Here is a 15,564-nt window from a genome sequence, read left to right on the forward strand (position 1 = left end):
AGCGCCGGACGAGGAGGCGCGGCTGGTCAAGGCCCTGTTCGAGGCGCCGCGCCTGATCGCCGAAACCCTGCAGGCCGACGACGACATCAAGGCTGTGGCGCAGGATCTGGCCAAGGCGTCGGATGTGCTGTTCCTGGGCCGGGGCGCCATGTTCCCGCTGGCCATGGAAGGGGCGCTGAAGCTGAAGGAGATCAGCTACATCCACGCCGAGGGATACGCCGCCGGCGAACTGAAGCACGGCCCCATCGCCCTGGTGGACGAAGAGACCCCCATCATCGCCCTGGCCCCCATGGACGAGGTGTTCGAAAAGACCGCCTCCAACCTGCAGGAAGTGGCCGCGCGCGGCGGTCCCGTGGTGATGATCACGGCACGCGGCGCGCCCTCGCCCCACGGCGCGGCGGTGCGTCGGATCGAGATTCCGCCCTGCGACCCCTTCATAGCCCCGCTGATCTATGCGGTGCCGGTGCAACTTCTGGCCTATTACACGGCCGTGCAGAAAGGCACCGACGTGGATCAGCCGCGCAATCTGGCCAAGTCTGTTACTGTCGAATAGGCGCGCCGCCCTCGGCCGGCGGCGGGCTGGCCGCGGGACTTTCTGCAGGACCCTGATCCGGCAGAACCGGGGGCGTGTCCGGGATGGCGTCAGCTTCCTGGCCAACCGCGGGCGGCACCTCGGCCTCTTCCGGCGGCATGATCAGGTCCTCGTGAACCTCGAGGGTTCCGGCCGTGGTCGGCGGCACGGTAGGGGCGTCAGGCTCCTGCTCTCCGCACGCGACGAGGGCCAGGGCGGACAGCGACAGGGTGAGGACGGCCAACGGTCGGATCATGTCAGGGCCTTTCGGATGCGATCGGTCGGACGACCACGACATCACATCGCGGAACCGTCCGCCAGCCCGGCGGTTCCGCCCTGCATCGCGGCGCGGACGTTTGCAGCGCCGCCCGAAGCGCCTATCAACGGCCTCGCCGAACCCTGATCCAGACTGGAGCCCCCATGATCGACGCCAAGTCCCCTCGACGTGTCCGCAAGGCTGTCCTGCCCGTCGCGGGCCTGGGCACCCGGGTCCTGCCGGGGACCAAGACCACGCCCAAGGAACTGCTGAACGTCGTGGACCGGCCGATCCTGAGCTACATCGTGGAGGAGGCGCGCGAGGCGGGCATCGAGCACATCGTGTTCGTAACCGGCCGCGCGAAACAGGCCATCGAGGACTATTTCGACCACCAGATCGAGCTGGAGGCGCAGCTTGAGGCCAAGGGCAAGACCGACATCCTTGAGATGATGAACGGCGAACTGGCGCGGGCCGGGGAGATGAGCTTCACCCGCCAGATGAAGCCGCTGGGCCTGGGTCACGCAGTCTGGTGCGCCCGGGACATCATCGCGGACGAACCGTTCGCCGTGATCCTGCCCGACGTGATCGTGGACGCGGCGCCCGGCGCCCTGAAGCAGCTGGTCCAGGTCTATGAAGAGGTCGGGGGCAATGTCATCGGCGTCGAGGCGGTGCCCGGGGACATGACCCACAAATACGGCATCGTCGATCCGAAGGAGCGCAGCGGCAACCGCATCGGCATGAAAGGCATGGTGGAGAAGCCGCCCAAGGGGACCGCGCCCTCGAACCTGTCCATCTCGGGCCGCTACATCCTGCAGCCGGAGATTTTCCACCTGCTGGAGACCCAGGAGCGGGGCGCGGGCGGGGAGATCCAGCTGACCGACGCCATGGCCCGCCTGATGAGAGATCAGGCCTTCACCGCCGTTGAGTATGAAGGCGTGACCCATGACTGCGGCGACAAGATCGGCCTGCTGCGCGCAAATGTGGCGCTTGCGCTAAAGCGCGAGGATCTGGGCGCGGCCGCGCGCGAAGTGATCTCGGCCCTGCTCTAGTCGCCCGGTTCTAATCGTCGGTGCGGTAGCGGCGGCAGTCCTCGTTGGAGCCGCGACGCACGCGGCGCTCGCAGGCGCGGCGTTCGGCCCGCAGGGTCTCGGCGTCCGAGGTTGTGACCGCGTCGACGCCCGCGCCGATCACCGCGCCGGTGGCCTTCACGCCCGTGCCGACCACGGCGCCGGTGACCCCCACGGCCGTTCCTACAAGGCACCCCTGAAGCATCAGGGCGGCGGCGACCATGGCGGCGGCGGACAGTATGCGCGTCATATTTGAGTCTCGCTGGAGGAGGGGAAGGCCCATCCTGTCTGCCCCCGGTGACGCAGCATGGCGTCGGCCAGAACGCAGGCCGTCATGGCCTCAACCACGGGAACGCCGCGCAAGCCGACGCAGGGATCGTGCCGGCCCCTGGTGCGCAGGTCCGTCTCGGTTCCGTCCCGGGTGATCGTGCGCCTAAGCGTCAGGATCGAGGAGGTGGGCTTGAAAGCGACACGCGCTGTCACCGTCTGGCCGGTGGAGATGCCGCCGAGAACCCCGCCCGCCTTGTTGGACAGGAACACCGGCGCGCCGTCGTCGCCCAGCCGCATCTCGTCGGCGTTTTGTTCGCCGGTCAGGGCGGCGGACTCGAAACCGGCGCCGATCTCCACACCCTTGGCCGCATTGATGGACATCAGCGCACCAGCCAGTTCGCCATCCAGCTTGCCATAGAGCGGTGCGCCCCATCCGGCGGGAACGCCCATCGCCTCCACCGCCACCACCGCGCCGATGGAGGACCCGGCCTTGCGAATGTCGTCGAGATACGCTTCCCACGCCGGAACCACCTCGGCGTTCGCGGCGAACAGGGCGTTGTGCTCCACGGCGGCGAAGTCGACCTGGTGCTCCTCGATCCGGTGCGGCCCGATCTGGATCACGCCCGCGCGGATGCTCACGCCCTCCCCCAGAACCTTGCGCGCCACAGCCCCCGCGGCAACGCGGCAGGCCGTCTCGCGCGCGGATGACCGGCCGCCGCCGCGATGATCCCGTACCCCGTATTTGGCCTGATAGGTGTAGTCGGCATGGCCCGGCCGGAAGGCGCGGGCGATCTCGCCATAGTCCTTCGACCGCTGGTCGGTGTTCTCGATCAGGACCGCGATGGGCGCGCCGGTGGTGACCGGTCCCTCGCCGTCGTCGAAGGTCCCCGAGACGATGCGGCATTGGTCCGCCTCGCGCCGCTGGGTGACGAAGCGCGAGCCGCCGGGCTTGCGCCGATCCAGCCACGGCTGGATGTCCGCCTCGGTCAGGGAGATGCCCGGCGGGCAGCCGTCGATGACGCAGCCGATGGACGGGCCATGGCTTTCACCCCAGGTGGTGACGCGGAACAGATGGCCGAAGGTGTTGTGAGACATGGCCTGAAACGCTTAGGCCGCGAGGCGCTCGGACGTCCACACCGAACTGAAGCGGGCCAGCAGGTGCTCGGCCGCCGAGGGCGCGCCGGCCATGGCCTCCAGGGTCACGAACAGGCGTCCGGCCGGACGGACCCCGCGTGCGGGCAAGCCAAGCCCTTTCAGGCACAGACGCACGGGCCCGGCCATGCCGCCGACCACCCACGCCTGGCGCGGCCCGGCATGGGTGTCGATCTCCAACCGCCCGCCGTCGACCAGCAGGCGCGGGTCCACAGGGCTGGTCATGAACAGATCGTCGCCAAGGACCGTGAGGCCGTCAGCGGCGCGAATGAGCACGGGCAGATAAAGGTCGCTTCCGTCCGCGGCCGCGCGTCTCAGGCGCACATGCTCGCCGGTGCGCAGTCCCGCCGGGACCATGATGCGCAGGGCGCCGCGTCCGGGCAGGGCCACCGTCGCGCAGGCGCCGTGAATGGCTTCCAGTGGACTTAGCACCACGACCGGAAGCGGCATGGGGCGGGCCTGGGGCGCGTCCAGCGCCGGGCCCAGGCCGCCGCGCTTCTGGATCAGCCGATAGGCCTCGATGACGCGGCGAAAGCGGTCGGCGTCGCCGCCGGGCTGGTCCGGGCGGGCGGCCTTCACCGCCGCACGGAACAGCTCCGCCAGGCGACGCGGCTCCACGGGGCCGTGCAAGCCCAGAAGGCCGTAGGCGTCGCGCAGGGTCAGGGTCTGGGCGCTCATGACCCCGATTGGCGGACAATATGGTCAAGGCGAAGTTAACCGTGACGCTCCCCCTCCCCCAAAGGATGTCGAGGGGCTAAGAACAGGCCATGAGCGATCATCCGATTCCGCCGACCCCGACCGCCGAGGACTACGCCGCCCAGCTGGCCGCCAATGCCGATGAGGCCCAGTTCGAGCGGGAGGCGCCGCTGCCGCTGTTCCTGGAATGGATGGCGGACGCCCGGCGCTCCGAGCCCAACGACTCCAACGCCATGGCCCTGGCCACGGTGGACAGCGACGGCCTGCCGGACTGCCGCATGGTCCTGTTGAAGGGCGTGGATGAGCGGGGCTTCGCCTTCTATTCCAACCGCAGCAGCGCCAAGGGCGGCCAGCTGACGGACCAGCCGAAAGCCGCCCTGCTGTTCCACTGGAAATCCCTGCGCCGCCAGGTGCGGGTGCGCGGCGCCATCGAGCCGGTCAGCGAAGCCGAGGCGGACGCCTATTTCGCCAGCCGGGCGCGAGAGAGCCGGATCGGCGCCTGGGCCTCGACCCAGTCCCGTCCGCTGGACAGTCGGGAAACGCTTGAAGCCGCCGTGCGGGCCGCGGAGGCGCGGTTCGAGGGCGCGGAGCCGCCGCGCCCCGAATACTGGACCGGCTGGCGCGTGATCCCCCGGCAGATCGAGTTCTGGCGCGACCGGCCCTTTCGTCTGCATGATCGTCTGCGGTTCGACCGGGAAGGCGAGCATTGGCGCCGGACCCGGCTCTATCCCTGACCGGTCCCGTAGCGGGCCAGGAAGGTGTCCACGGCCTGGCCGACGATGCACCGGACCTCGCGGCGGCTCCGCACCCTCTCGCCCGTCACCATGGGCACGAAGAAGACCGGATGCTCGATCATGCCCATGAGCTGGCCCGCCGCCCATGAGGGGCGCTCGACGTTCAGCGCGCCAGCCGCCACATGCTCGTCGATCACCCGCATAAGGACCCCGCCGATCTCGGCGCGGCCCCGTTCGAAGAAGCGGTCGGCTGTCGGCTCGAACCGCTTGCGTTCGGCCATGACCAGCCGGAACACCGCGCGCACGAAGGGATCGTCCAGGAAGGCGGCGTAGGTTTCCGAGAAAGCGGTCAGTTGCTCGCGCACGGTTCCGCCGCGCACCTGGACCCCCTGGAGCTGGCGGGAGAAATCATCCGAGGCGTCGTCGATGACCCGGGTGAACAGGTCGGTCTTGGACGGGAAGAAGGCGTAGAGGGTGGCCGTGGAGACCGAGGCGTCCCGCGCGATGGCCTCCATGCGGGCGGCCGCGTAGCCCTCGGCCATGAAGTGGCGACGGGCGACGTTCAGCAGATCCTTGCGCTTATGACGGAGGCCTTCGGCGTCATCGCCCCCGTGGGCGTTCCCTGTCATGAAAAGCGGCCGTCTCCTGCTCAGGTGCATCTGCGGATTTAACCATAACAATGGTCCGCGAGGCGGGCTGGCAAGGCAAGACACAGAAACGTCGGTTTCCGTCAGGTGCCGCGGAAGGCCTTCAGGATGGGGTGCGCCAGCACCGGGGCGGCGAGGCGGTCCACCGCCTGGACGTCCTCCAGCACCACAGCCGCGGTCTGGTCCGCCACCACGAAGTCGGCCAGGGCGCGGCCCGGTTCGGTGAAACGTTCGTGGCCCGGGCGGACGGTCTTCAGGTACTGGTCGATCACCGAGCGGGCCGTGCGGCCGCGCTCGGCCTGGTCCCGCAGCAGGCGGCGGATGAAGCGGATGTCGGCCGGGGTGTCGACGAAGACCTTCAGGTCGAACAGATGGGCCAACGCCGAGGTCGCCAGCAGGTGGATGCCCTCCACGATCACCACGGGTACGGCGGGCACAGGGATTCCGCCCGGCTCGCGGCCATGATGGATCATGGAGTAGATGGGCGCCTGCACCGCCCGGCCGGCCTTCAGCTCGGACAGGTGCTCGGCCAATAGATGGTGATCCCGCGCGGCAACATGGTCGAAGTCGAAGGCCGCGGGGTCGAAGTCCGGCAGGGCGGCGGCGTCCACATAGTACCAGTCCTCCAGCACCACGACGGCCTGGTCCGGCCCCAGCGCGTGCGCCAGGGCCTGGGCCAGGGTGCTCTTGCCCGAGCCGGATCCTCCGGTGATGGCGATGAGAAGACTCAAGGGGTGCGCTCCGCGATAGACGAAGGCCGTCCTTTAGGGCTTTCTGGGCGGGGCAGCCAAGGCCAGGCGCCTTGCCTGCCCTAGCGTCACGTTGCTTAACGTCGATCACCAACGTAGCTTCAGATTGAAAAGCGCCGCACTCAACAAGGCGCATATGGAGGGATGCATGCTGGGACGAATGCAGGACTGGCCGCTGACGGTCGACCGGATCATCGATCGCGCCGCCGTCTGGCACGGCCACCGCGAGATCGTCACCCGCACGGTGGAAGGCCCCATCGTCCGCACCACCTATGCGGACGTGCACCGCCGGGCCAAGCGGGTGTCGAACGCCCTGGCCGGATGGGGCGTCAAGGTGGGCGACCGGGTCGCCACCCTGGGTTGGAACACCGCGCGCCACATGGAGGCCTGGTACGGCATCATGGGCATGGGCGCGGTGTGCCACACCCTGAACCCGCGCCTGCACCCCTCGCAGATCGCCTTCATCATCAATCACGCCGAGGACAAGGTCATCTTCGTCGACCTGACCTTCGTGCCGATCCTCGACGCCATCATCGCCCACTGCCCGACGGTGGAGCGGGTGGTCATCATGACCGACGAGGTCTCGATGCCCGAGACCAGGCTGCCCAACGCGGAGTGCTACGAGTACATCATTTCCGAGCAGTCCGAGGACTTCACCTGGGGCGGCTTCGACGAGCTGACCGCCTGCGGGCTCTGCTACACCTCGGGCACCACGGGCGACCCCAAGGGGGTGTTGTACTCGCACCGGTCCAACTTCCTGCACACCCTGATCACCATGAGCTCGGACATCATGGGCGTGACCGGCTCGGACGTGATCCTGCCGGTGGTGCCCATGTTCCACGCCAACGCCTGGGGCGTGGCGTTCTCGGCCCCCGCCGTGGGGGCCAAGCTGGTGATGCCCGGCGCGCGGATGGACGGCGAGGCCATCTATGAGCTGATCGAGGCCGAGGGCGTGACCTTCTCGGCCGCCGTGCCCACCGTGTGGCAGATGCTGCTGCAGCATGTGGCCGCCAACGACCTGAAATTCTCCACCCTCAAGAACGTGCTGATCGGCGGCTCGGCCCTGCCCGAGGCGCTGGTGCGCGGCTTCCACGACCTGGGCGTGGACGTGCGCCAGGGCTGGGGCATGACCGAGACCTCGCCGGTGGGCACCGTCTCGACCCCGACGCCGGAGATCGCGCACCTGTCCTATGACGAGCAGATGCCGTTCCGCCTGAAACAGGGCCGCCCGCCGGTGGGCATCGAACTGAAGCTGGTCAGCGACGAGGGCGAGAAGCTGCCCCACGACGGCGAGGCGGTGGGCCGGCTGATGGTGCGCGGCCCCACCGTGGCGTCCAGCTATTTCAAGGACGTAGGCGGGAACATCCTGGACGACGAGGGCTATTTCGACACCGGCGACGTGGCCAACATCGACCCCAACGGCTTCATGCAGATCACCGACCGGGCCAAGGACGTGATCAAGTCCGGCGGCGAGTGGATCAGCTCCATAGACATCGAGAACGTGGCCGTGGGCCACCCCAAGGCGTCGCTGGCCGCCGTCATCGGCATCGCCCATCCCAAATGGGACGAGCGGCCCCTTCTGCTGGTCAAGCTGAAGGACGGCGAGACCGCCGACAAGCAGGAGTTCCTCGACTTCCTCGAAGGCAAGATCGCCAAATGGTGGATGCCCGACGATGTGGTCTTCGTGGACGACATCCCGCTGGGCGCCACCGGCAAGATCGACAAGAAAATCCTGCGCGAGGAGTTCAAGGACTACACCTTGCCGACGGTGTGATTGGACACACCTCGGCATCCCGTCCCGGATAGCGCCTGCGGCGCTTCCGGGATGACAACGGGGGCGGAGCCGGGCTGGTCTGATTTCAGACTCAGCGGGCCGAAAAAAAGACAGTCCGAATTGTCCGAAATCCCTTGGACGCGATCCGACTGTCATTGTTTTACATAAATATTTTCTCAGCTCCCTGATCCCGCGCGATTTCAGACTGTCCGAAATCCACCTGCACGCCTGGCCGTTCGAGCATGGAGGGCCACTCGCTCCGCCCGGCGATGATAAGGGACCACCGAGGGCGTGGGCGTAAAAAAGCCCTGCCGAGGCTCCGCCCCCTGAAAATACGGGCATTGGACTTTCGGAAAGCGGGATTTGGGGGCAGGGTCTCGGCCACAACGGCGGGAGGTTTCGGCATGGGCGGATCACGACAGGGCGGCGTCTGGCTGACGGCGGCGTTTCTGATCGCCCTGGCGGCGCCGGTGCTGGGGTTCGCGGCGGCCTTCGGCACGCGGGTCGGGCTGATCGACTGGCGTTTGGGCTATGAGCAGCTGACCCTGGTCTGGGGCTGGCGGCTGGCCTGGGTCAGCGCGGGCGCGGCCCTGACCACCGTGCTGCTGGCCATGGGCGATGTGAAGCGGCGCGGGCTGTACGCGCTTGTGGCCGTGCTGGCGGCGGGCGTGACCCTGTATCTGCACATCGCGCACCGCCAGGCCCTGGCCGCCCACCCGCAGGTGCATGAAGCCGCCAGCGACTGGGGCGAGCCCCTGAGCTTTTCCGGGGTGATCGGCGCGCAGCGCGACCGGGCCGGCGCCGCGCCCCTGGCCGTCCGTTTCGCCGCCGACTGCGATCAGGCCGTGTCGGCCCGCACCCAGGTGGCGCCCGAGGTGGGCGAGGCGGCGCTGGAGGCGGCGGGCTTCACCGTGGTGGGCACCTCGCCGTTCCGCATCGAGGGCACGCGCCAAGGCTTCTGGTTCGGATTCAGCCACGACGCGGTGCTGCGCATCCGGCCGGGCCGCACCGATGTGCGGGTGTCCGGCCGCGAAGGCCGTCCCGACGGCGGCGAGGCCTGCCGTCTGGCGGGCCAGATCAGCGAGCGCCTGCGCGCCGCGGAATAGTCACTCGGCTCGGGCGCTCTCCAGCGGTCCCAGATAGCTGTCCGGCGCGCCGTCGCGGACGATCATCACCCGCTGGATGACGACCCCCGGATCAATGCGCCAGACCCTGACCGTGTGCGGACCGGCCGTCTCGATCCGGTGCCGGGTGACGTGGACGGCCACGGCGTTGGCCACATCGCCTTCCCACGCCGCGTCGGTGTCGGTGGGGTTCATGGTCACGATCTGGACCGGTCCATCGCCGATGGAGACGCCGTAGCGCAGGCCCTCGCCGCCGGTGAAGTCCAGCGTCGGCGACAGCACCAGCCGCACCTCGACCTCCCCCGGTGTGAACAGGTGGACGTCGTATTCGAGACGGGCGCCCTCCCCCGGTTCCGACGCCGGGGCCGTGGAGGGCGTGGTGGTCACGCCCGACAGGGTGCGGCCCAGACCCGGGATGACCCGCCACTCCACGCCATGGGCCGCGACGGCGCGCGCGTAGTGTCCGGCCTCCATGGTCACATGGCCGTCGGCCTCGATGAAACGGCCGGGCTCGACCGAGGCGACGGGATTGAGGATGGGCGCAATGACGGTGATGTCGGCGCCATCGGCGCCGCGCACCCGCACCGCGCCTTCGGCCTGCCCCTCGGGCGCCGCCGACCAGTCGATCGAGATGCGCACGCGCGTGTCGCCCCGGCCTTCGGTCGCTGACAGCCGCATCCACGGCTCACTGGCTTCAAGCGTCCAGGCGACGGGCTGGTCGCCCCGGTCGAACAGGTCGATCCAGCGGCTCTCGACCCCATGACGATGCAGGGCAAGCAGGCGCGGGGGCTCCGGGGTGCGGGGCCAGGCCCACACCTGACCCTCGATGGCCAGGCCCAGAGCCGCGCCGGCGACCGGCGCCGCCTCGGCCAGATCGGGCAGGACGTCCTCGTCCGGCTGCTGCCAGTACGTGTAGCTGATGTGGGTCTGGGACATCATGTGGGGCCATTTTCCGTCGGCCACATCCTCATGATAGATGCGGGTCAGCTCCCCATCCCGGGCGAACAGCTCACGCACCCGCCCGGCCGCCGCCTCGGCCGCTCCGGCGCGGCCCTGGGCGGCGTAGAGGCGGTTGCGTCCCGTCTCCACATGCAGGGCCGTCAGATTGCCGCTGGCGTGGATCGGGAACCACACCAGCTGGACGAAGGCGTCGTCGTATTCGGGCGGCAGGACCGCGCGCACGGCGTCGGCGCGGCGGGCCAGATCCGCCCAGTCCGCCGTCACCCGCCCGGCCTCGTCGTGATGGATCAGGCTGAAGGTGTCCGGCCCGATCAGCTCCGGCTTCCGCCGGGAATTGTAGCGGGTGTAGTGCCGCAGCAGGTCGGCGATCTCGTCGGCGTGGCTCTCACCGAACTGCTGCGCGGCCCAGCCGCGGGTGAAGCCGTTCATGGCCTCCAGCGTCATGGCTTCGGGATTCCAGGCCTGGGCCAGGAAGGCGCTGATGGGCAGCTCCATGGGCTTGAGGTCCCCCACATTGACGATCCACAGCCGGTCCGCGCCGTATTCCCAGGCCAGGTTCATCTGCTCCCAGGTGCGCTCGACCTGGGTGGTGTTGAGCCATTTGTAGTTCCGGGGGCCGCCCACATAGTCGAAGTGGAAATAGACGCCGTAGCCGCCGGGCCGCTCGGACCCCGGGGCGGGCAGGCGGCGGATGTTGCCCCAGTTGTCGTCAGCGAACAGCAGGGTGACGTCGTCCGGAACCCGCATGCCGTCGTCGTAATAGTCCTGAACCTCCTTGTAGAGGGCCCAGACCTGGGGCGTTTCGGCGGGGTCGCGGCCGGTGACCTCGGCGATGATGGCCCGCTGGTCCGCCACGATGGTCTCCAGCAGGGCGGTGGCGGTGTCCTCGGTCATGGCCTCATCGCCATCGCCGCGCATGCCGACGGTGACCAGACTCTCGTGCCCGCCCATGCGCGCCACGCCCTCGCGCCAGAACCGGCGCAGGGCGTCGGGGTTGGTGGTGTAGTCCCAGGCGCCCACGCCGTAGCGCTCCCACTCCACATGGGCGCGCATCATGGGTTCGTGATGGGAGGTTCCGATGACCACGCCGTACTCATTCGCCATCACGGCGTTGAGCGGGTCGTCGTCGGAGAACGCCTTGCCCCACATTGCGGGCCACAGATAGTTGCCCTTGAGCCGCAGGGTCAGTTCGAACACGCGGGTGTAGAAATGGTGGTTGAAGCCGCCGAAGGTCTCGTTGACCCAGCCGTACAGGGCCGGATTCTCGTCGTTCAGAAAAATGCCGCGATAACGCACGCGGGGGCGGTCGGCGCGGCGGCCGGGCAGGACGTGCAGGTCGCCCTGACGGGCCACGGGAACGTCGGCCCACCAGACCCAGGGCGAGACGCCCATGCGCTCTGACAGATCATAGACGCCATAGATGGCGCCGCGCATGTCCGACCCGGCGATGATCAGGGCCCGGTCCACGCCCGGAGCCGGGTTGTCGATCACCTGCTGGACAAAGGCCTCCCACTGGCCGGCCACGTCCGAGACGTCCAGACGGCCTTCGGCGACCAGGGCGTCGATGACGGCGCTGCGGCCCAGGGTTCCGACGATGACCGCCAGCCCTTCGCCGGCGTCATGACCCAGCGGCGAGGGCGAACCGGACACCCGCTCCAGGTCGCCGCGCAGGTCGGCGACGGCGCGCAGCAGGCCCGCCTGATCACCGGGATCGGTGCGCACCACGGCGGGACGGCCCGAGGCGATCAGGGCGAAGGCCTCGCCGGACGCGGCGCCGGGGCAGACCGCGCCCGGACCCTCGCAGGCCGCCGCCGGCAGGGCCGCGCCGAGCCACAGAAGACAAAGGGCCAGAAGGCCCGTCACGAAACGCGGCATGCACGCCTCCTGTCGCGAAAAGGCGCCGCCCGCCGCTCCCGAAGGAACGACGGGCGGTCGGGGAGGATCAGCGTACGGTCAGGGTGGTGGACTGCAGATCGACCGAGTTGGGTCCGGCGTGGATGGTGAAGGTTCCCGGCTCCACCACCCGCTGCATGTTCAGATCCCACAGGGACAGGGCGTCGGGCGACAGGTCCAGGGTCACCGTGCGGGTCTCGCCCGGCTGCAGGGTGACCCGCTCGAAAGCCTTGAGCTCCAGCACGGGGCGGGTGATCGAGGCGTGGTCGTCGCGGACATAGATCTGCACCACCTCGTCGCCGGCCACACGGCCGGTGTTGGTGACGTCCACCTGCACCTGGGCCGCCTCGCCGACGCGGATGGTCGGGTTGGTCAGGCGCGGCGCCGACATCTGGAAGCTGGTGTAGCTGAGGCCGTAGCCGAACGGGAACAGCGGGCTGGTCTCATCGAACAGATAGCCCCGGCGCGCGGTCGGTTTGTGGTTGTAGAACACCGGCAACTGGCCCACCGAGCGTGGGATGGTGACCGGCAGCCGGCCGGCGGGATTGACCCGGCCGAACAGGACGTCGGCGACGGCGTTGCCCGTCTCCTGCCCCAGGTACCAGCCCTGGATGAGGGCGTCGGCCCGCTCCACCAGTTCGCCGACGGCCAGCGGGCGGCCGTTGAGCAGCAGCACGATGGTGGGCTTGTTCAGGGCGAAGATGGCGCGGGCCAGATCCATCTGCTGGCCCACCAGCTGAAGGTCGGCGCGGTCGCCCAGATGGTTCTCGGCCCAGGCCTCGCGGCTGAGCTGTTCGTTCTCGCCCAGCACCATGACGATGACGTCGGACTGGCGGGCAACCGCGACGGCCTCCTCGATCAGGCGGGCGTTGACGGCCGGATCGACCAGATTGACCTCGTCGGCGGCCCACTCACGGCTCTCGGTCAGGCGCACGCCCTCGGAATAAACCACCTCGAAGCCGCCGCTTTCGGCCTCGGCCTCGAGCCCTTCCAGCACGCTGACCACATGGCGCGGGATGTCGCTGTATCCGCCGATGGGGGTGTCCACCGCATGGGTCCCCAGCACCGCCAGACGGCCCAGGCCCTGGGCGCGCAGGGGCAGGGTCTGGTTGTCGTTCTTCAGCAGGGTGATGGCGCGGCCGGCCACCTGACGGGCCAGGGCGATGGCGTCCGGCGTGGCGGTCAGGGCGTCGGCGGTTTCGGGGTCCGCATAGGGGTTCTCGAACAGGCCCGCCTCGAACTTCATGGTCAGGATGCGGCGCACGGCGGCGTCGATCTGGGCCTCGGACACGCGGCCTTGGGCGACCAGTTCGGGCAGATGCACGAAGCCCTCGCCGTCGGGCAGCTCGATGTCGATCCCGGCGTCCATGGCCCGCACGGTGGCGTCCTGGATGTCCGCGAACATCTGGTGGCGGGTGACCATCTCGCGGATGGCGAAATAGTCCGAGACGATCAGGCCGTCATAGCCCCACTCCTCGCGCAGCACGTCGTGCAGCAGCCAGCGGTTGGCGTGGGACGGCAAGCCGTCGATCTCGTTGTAGGAGGCCATGATCGAGCGCACCGGCAGCTCGCGCACCGCCCGCTCGAACGGCGGGAAGAACACCTCGCGCAGCACCCGCTCGGAGATCTGGGCGGGGCCGACGTTGATTCCGTTCTCGGGCTCCCCGTGGCCGGTCATGTGCTTGAGGGTGACGAAGACCCGGTCCTCGGCCAGCGGCAGGGTGTCGCCCTGATAGCCGCGGATGACCGCCAGACCCATTTCGGACACCAAGTGGGGATCCTCGCCATAGGTCTCCTCTATGCGTCCCCAGCGGGGGTCGCGGGCCACATCCACCACGGGCGCCAGGGTCAGGTGCACGCCGCGGGCGCGCATCTCGCGGGAGGCCACATTGAACACCCGGGTGAGCAGTTCGGGGTCCCAGGTGCTGGCCAGGGCGATGGACTGGGGAAAGCTGGTGGCGCCGCGGGCGGTGTAGCCGTGCAGCGACTCCTCGTGGAAGATCAGCGGGATGCCCAGACGGGTCTGTTCGGTGGCCCAGCGCTGGGCGGCGTTGATGTACTCCACCGTCTGGCGGCCGTCGCGGTTGACGGCGCCCTCGGTGACGCCCGCCGCGCCGTTGGTGGTGGGATCGACGCCGCGCATGTCGGACGGCCGGGAGATCTGGCCCAGACCATGGGGGAAGGCGGCCGACGCGCGCTCGGGCGAGAAATCGCCCTCCGGCGTCTGCACGTCGCCCTTGTTCTCCCACAGGCCCTGCATCTGGCCGACCTTCTCCTCCAGCGTCATCCGCGAGAGCAGGTCCTCGACCCGGTCGGCCACCGGACGCGCGGCGTCGCGATAGACGGGCGTCTGTTCCTGCTGAAAAGCGAAGGCCGGCTGCATCGGCGCCAGCGTGATGGCCAGGGCGGCCCCGAAGGCGGTGATCGCCCGTCCTCGCCGGAATCGCTCCGGCCGGTCCCATTTGGTCATGTGCGTCCTCCCTCGCTCCCGCCAGTTCGTCAGCGACCGGCTTGGTAGCGCTATCATCATTTAGACGGCATCCGGCCGCGCCGGTCAACCAATGGTCTGACGATTGCATGGCGCTTCAGAACGTCGCATAGCCATTTCTCGCACAACACGCGGGCCTGCGACCACGCCCGCCCTGAATGCCGCACGGAGCAGAATCCTCGCCCATGGCGCCCGAAAAGAAACCCAGAACCGGAGGGGACCGGCGCATCGGCAAGCCCGTACGCAGCCCGGCCCGCATCCATGGCGTCATCGCCCATGACCTGGGCGTGGCCATCGTCTCCGGGCAGTACAAGCCCGGTGAGATTCTCCAGAACGAGATCGATTTCTCCGAGCGTCTGGAGGTGTCCCGCAGCGCCTATCGCGAGGCTATCCGCATCCTGGCGGCCAAGGGGCTGGTGGAGAGCCGGCCCAAGACCGGCACCCGGGTGAACCCCGAGGCGCGCTGGAACCTGCTGGATCCCGACGTGCTGGCCTGGTCGTTCGAGACAGAGCCCAGCCCCGCCCTGGTCAAGGGTCTGTTCGAATTGCGCCTGATCATCGAGCCCGCCGCCGCCGCCCTGGCCGCCCAGCGCCGCAGCCCCGAACAGGTGACCCGCATGCGCGAGGCCCTGATGGCCATGGAGCGCCACGGCCTGAACACCGAGGAGGGCAAGGGCGCGGACCGGGAGTTCCACGCCACCATCCTGGAGGCCACGGACAATCCGCCCCTGCTCAGCCTGGCCAGCACCATCGGCGCGGGCGTCCGCTGGACCACAGTCTACAAGGAGCGGAAGAAGGAGCTGCCGCGCGATCCCATGCCCGACCACTGGAAGGTGTTCGACGCCATCGCCTCGGGCGGGCCGGAGGCGGCGCGCGCGGCCATGACCGAACTGGTGGAGATGGCCCTGCACGACACGGCCCGCGCCCTGCAGCAACGCCCCCGCGCCTGATCGGCGTTCTTTTTTGGCTCTTGTCCGACTTTTGAGACACGTCTATTTGTCCGACTAATACGGGCGCTGTTCGGAGACCACGGGTCGCCATCTGCCCGGCGTGTTTCCTTCGCCCCCGGCTCGCCGGCGGCCCTGACCGACAGGCCCGAATGACCAAGCCTCTCCGCTCCCGTCTGTGGTTCGACAACCCTGCGAACCCGGACATGACGGCGCTGTATCTGGAGCGTTATCTC

14 protein-coding genes are annotated in these 15,564 nt (G+C 69.0%); 6 read left to right on the top strand and 8 right to left on the bottom strand.

Annotation, left to right across the window (positions count from 1 at the left end; translation table 11 throughout):
- The coding region (locus tag C0461_RS09915) for an SIS domain-containing protein (protein ID WP_292106330.1) at positions 1-553 on the top strand (553 nt) is incomplete at its 5' end.
- Here the strand turns inward: C0461_RS09915 and C0461_RS09920 are convergent.
- Positions 540-827 (bottom strand): hypothetical protein, encoded by a 288-nt coding sequence (locus tag C0461_RS09920; RefSeq protein WP_292106332.1) that lies wholly within the window; start codon positions 825-827, stop codon positions 540-542. The genes C0461_RS09915 and C0461_RS09920 overlap by 14 nt on opposite strands.
- A gap of 164 nt (positions 828-991) precedes the next feature.
- Between C0461_RS09920 and galU the strand changes: the two genes are divergently transcribed.
- Positions 992-1,876, top strand: a complete 885-nt coding sequence (galU, locus tag C0461_RS09925; protein WP_292106334.1) for a UTP--glucose-1-phosphate uridylyltransferase GalU — start codon at positions 992-994, stop codon at positions 1,874-1,876.
- Between the two features lie 10 nt (positions 1,877-1,886).
- On the opposite strand, the gene C0461_RS09930 is transcribed toward galU, so the two are convergent.
- The 3 genes from C0461_RS09930 to C0461_RS09940 are packed head-to-tail and all read right to left on the bottom strand — an operon-like array spanning position 1,887 to position 3,994.
- On the bottom strand, positions 1,887-2,144 hold the full coding sequence (locus tag C0461_RS09930) for a hypothetical protein (protein WP_196838378.1): 258 nt from the start codon (positions 2,142-2,144) through the stop codon (positions 1,887-1,889).
- Entirely contained in the window at positions 2,141-3,259 is a 1,119-nt protein-coding gene (aroC, locus tag C0461_RS09935; RefSeq protein ID WP_292106337.1) for a chorismate synthase, read from the bottom strand. The genes C0461_RS09930 and aroC overlap by 4 nt, the downstream gene beginning before the upstream one ends.
- A gap of 12 nt (positions 3,260-3,271) precedes the next feature.
- Positions 3,272-3,994 carry a DnaJ C-terminal domain-containing protein gene (locus C0461_RS09940; RefSeq protein WP_292106340.1) on the bottom strand — a complete coding sequence of 241 codons (723 nt, stop codon included), beginning with the start codon at positions 3,992-3,994 and terminating at the stop codon, positions 3,272-3,274.
- A gap of 89 nt (positions 3,995-4,083) precedes the next feature.
- Here C0461_RS09940 and pdxH point away from each other — a divergent pair, with 89 nt between their 5' ends.
- Complete coding sequence (gene pdxH, locus C0461_RS09945) at positions 4,084-4,746, top strand: pyridoxamine 5'-phosphate oxidase (RefSeq protein ID WP_292106343.1); 663 nt, start codon at positions 4,084-4,086, stop codon at positions 4,744-4,746.
- Here pdxH and C0461_RS09950 read toward each other — a convergent pair.
- Together C0461_RS09950 and udk are read right to left on the bottom strand one after the other, a co-directional pair.
- Positions 4,737-5,375, bottom strand: a complete 639-nt coding sequence (locus C0461_RS09950; RefSeq protein WP_292106345.1) for a TetR/AcrR family transcriptional regulator — start codon at positions 5,373-5,375, stop codon at positions 4,737-4,739. The two genes, pdxH and C0461_RS09950, sit on opposite strands and share 10 nt — an antisense overlap.
- A 101-nt stretch (positions 5,376-5,476) precedes the next feature.
- Positions 5,477-6,124, bottom strand: coding sequence for a uridine kinase (udk, locus tag C0461_RS09955; protein ID WP_292106348.1), 648 nt, complete (start codon positions 6,122-6,124; stop codon positions 5,477-5,479).
- Positions 6,125-6,290: 166 nt separating this feature from the next.
- On the opposite strand from udk, the gene C0461_RS09960 reads away from it, so the two are divergent.
- Entirely contained in the window at positions 6,291-7,916 is a 1,626-nt protein-coding gene (locus C0461_RS09960; protein ID WP_292106351.1) for a long-chain-fatty-acid--CoA ligase, read from the top strand.
- A gap of 404 nt (positions 7,917-8,320) precedes the next feature.
- Positions 8,321-9,022 (top strand): DUF1499 domain-containing protein, encoded by a 702-nt coding sequence (locus C0461_RS09965; protein ID WP_292106352.1) that lies wholly within the window; start codon positions 8,321-8,323, stop codon positions 9,020-9,022.
- On the opposite strand, the gene C0461_RS09970 is transcribed toward C0461_RS09965, so the two are convergent.
- Complete coding sequence (locus tag C0461_RS09970; RefSeq protein ID WP_292106359.1) at positions 9,023-11,875, bottom strand: glycosyl hydrolase 115 family protein; 2,853 nt, start codon at positions 11,873-11,875, stop codon at positions 9,023-9,025.
- Positions 11,876-11,942: 67 nt separating this feature from the next.
- Positions 11,943-14,276 carry a glycoside hydrolase family 3 N-terminal domain-containing protein gene (locus C0461_RS09975; protein WP_292106365.1) on the bottom strand — a complete coding sequence of 778 codons (2,334 nt, stop codon included), beginning with the start codon at positions 14,274-14,276 and terminating at the stop codon, positions 11,943-11,945.
- A 290-nt stretch (positions 14,277-14,566) separates the two neighbouring features.
- On the opposite strand from C0461_RS09975, the gene C0461_RS09980 reads away from it, so the two are divergent.
- A complete protein-coding gene (locus C0461_RS09980; protein WP_292106364.1) occupies positions 14,567-15,331 on the top strand; it encodes a FadR/GntR family transcriptional regulator in 765 nt (254 codons plus the stop codon).
- Positions 15,332-15,564 lie beyond the last annotated feature (233 nt).

This window comes from Brevundimonas sp., from assembly GCF_013823285.1.
In the GTDB taxonomy this organism is placed as follows: domain Bacteria; phylum Pseudomonadota; class Alphaproteobacteria; order Caulobacterales; family Caulobacteraceae; genus Brevundimonas.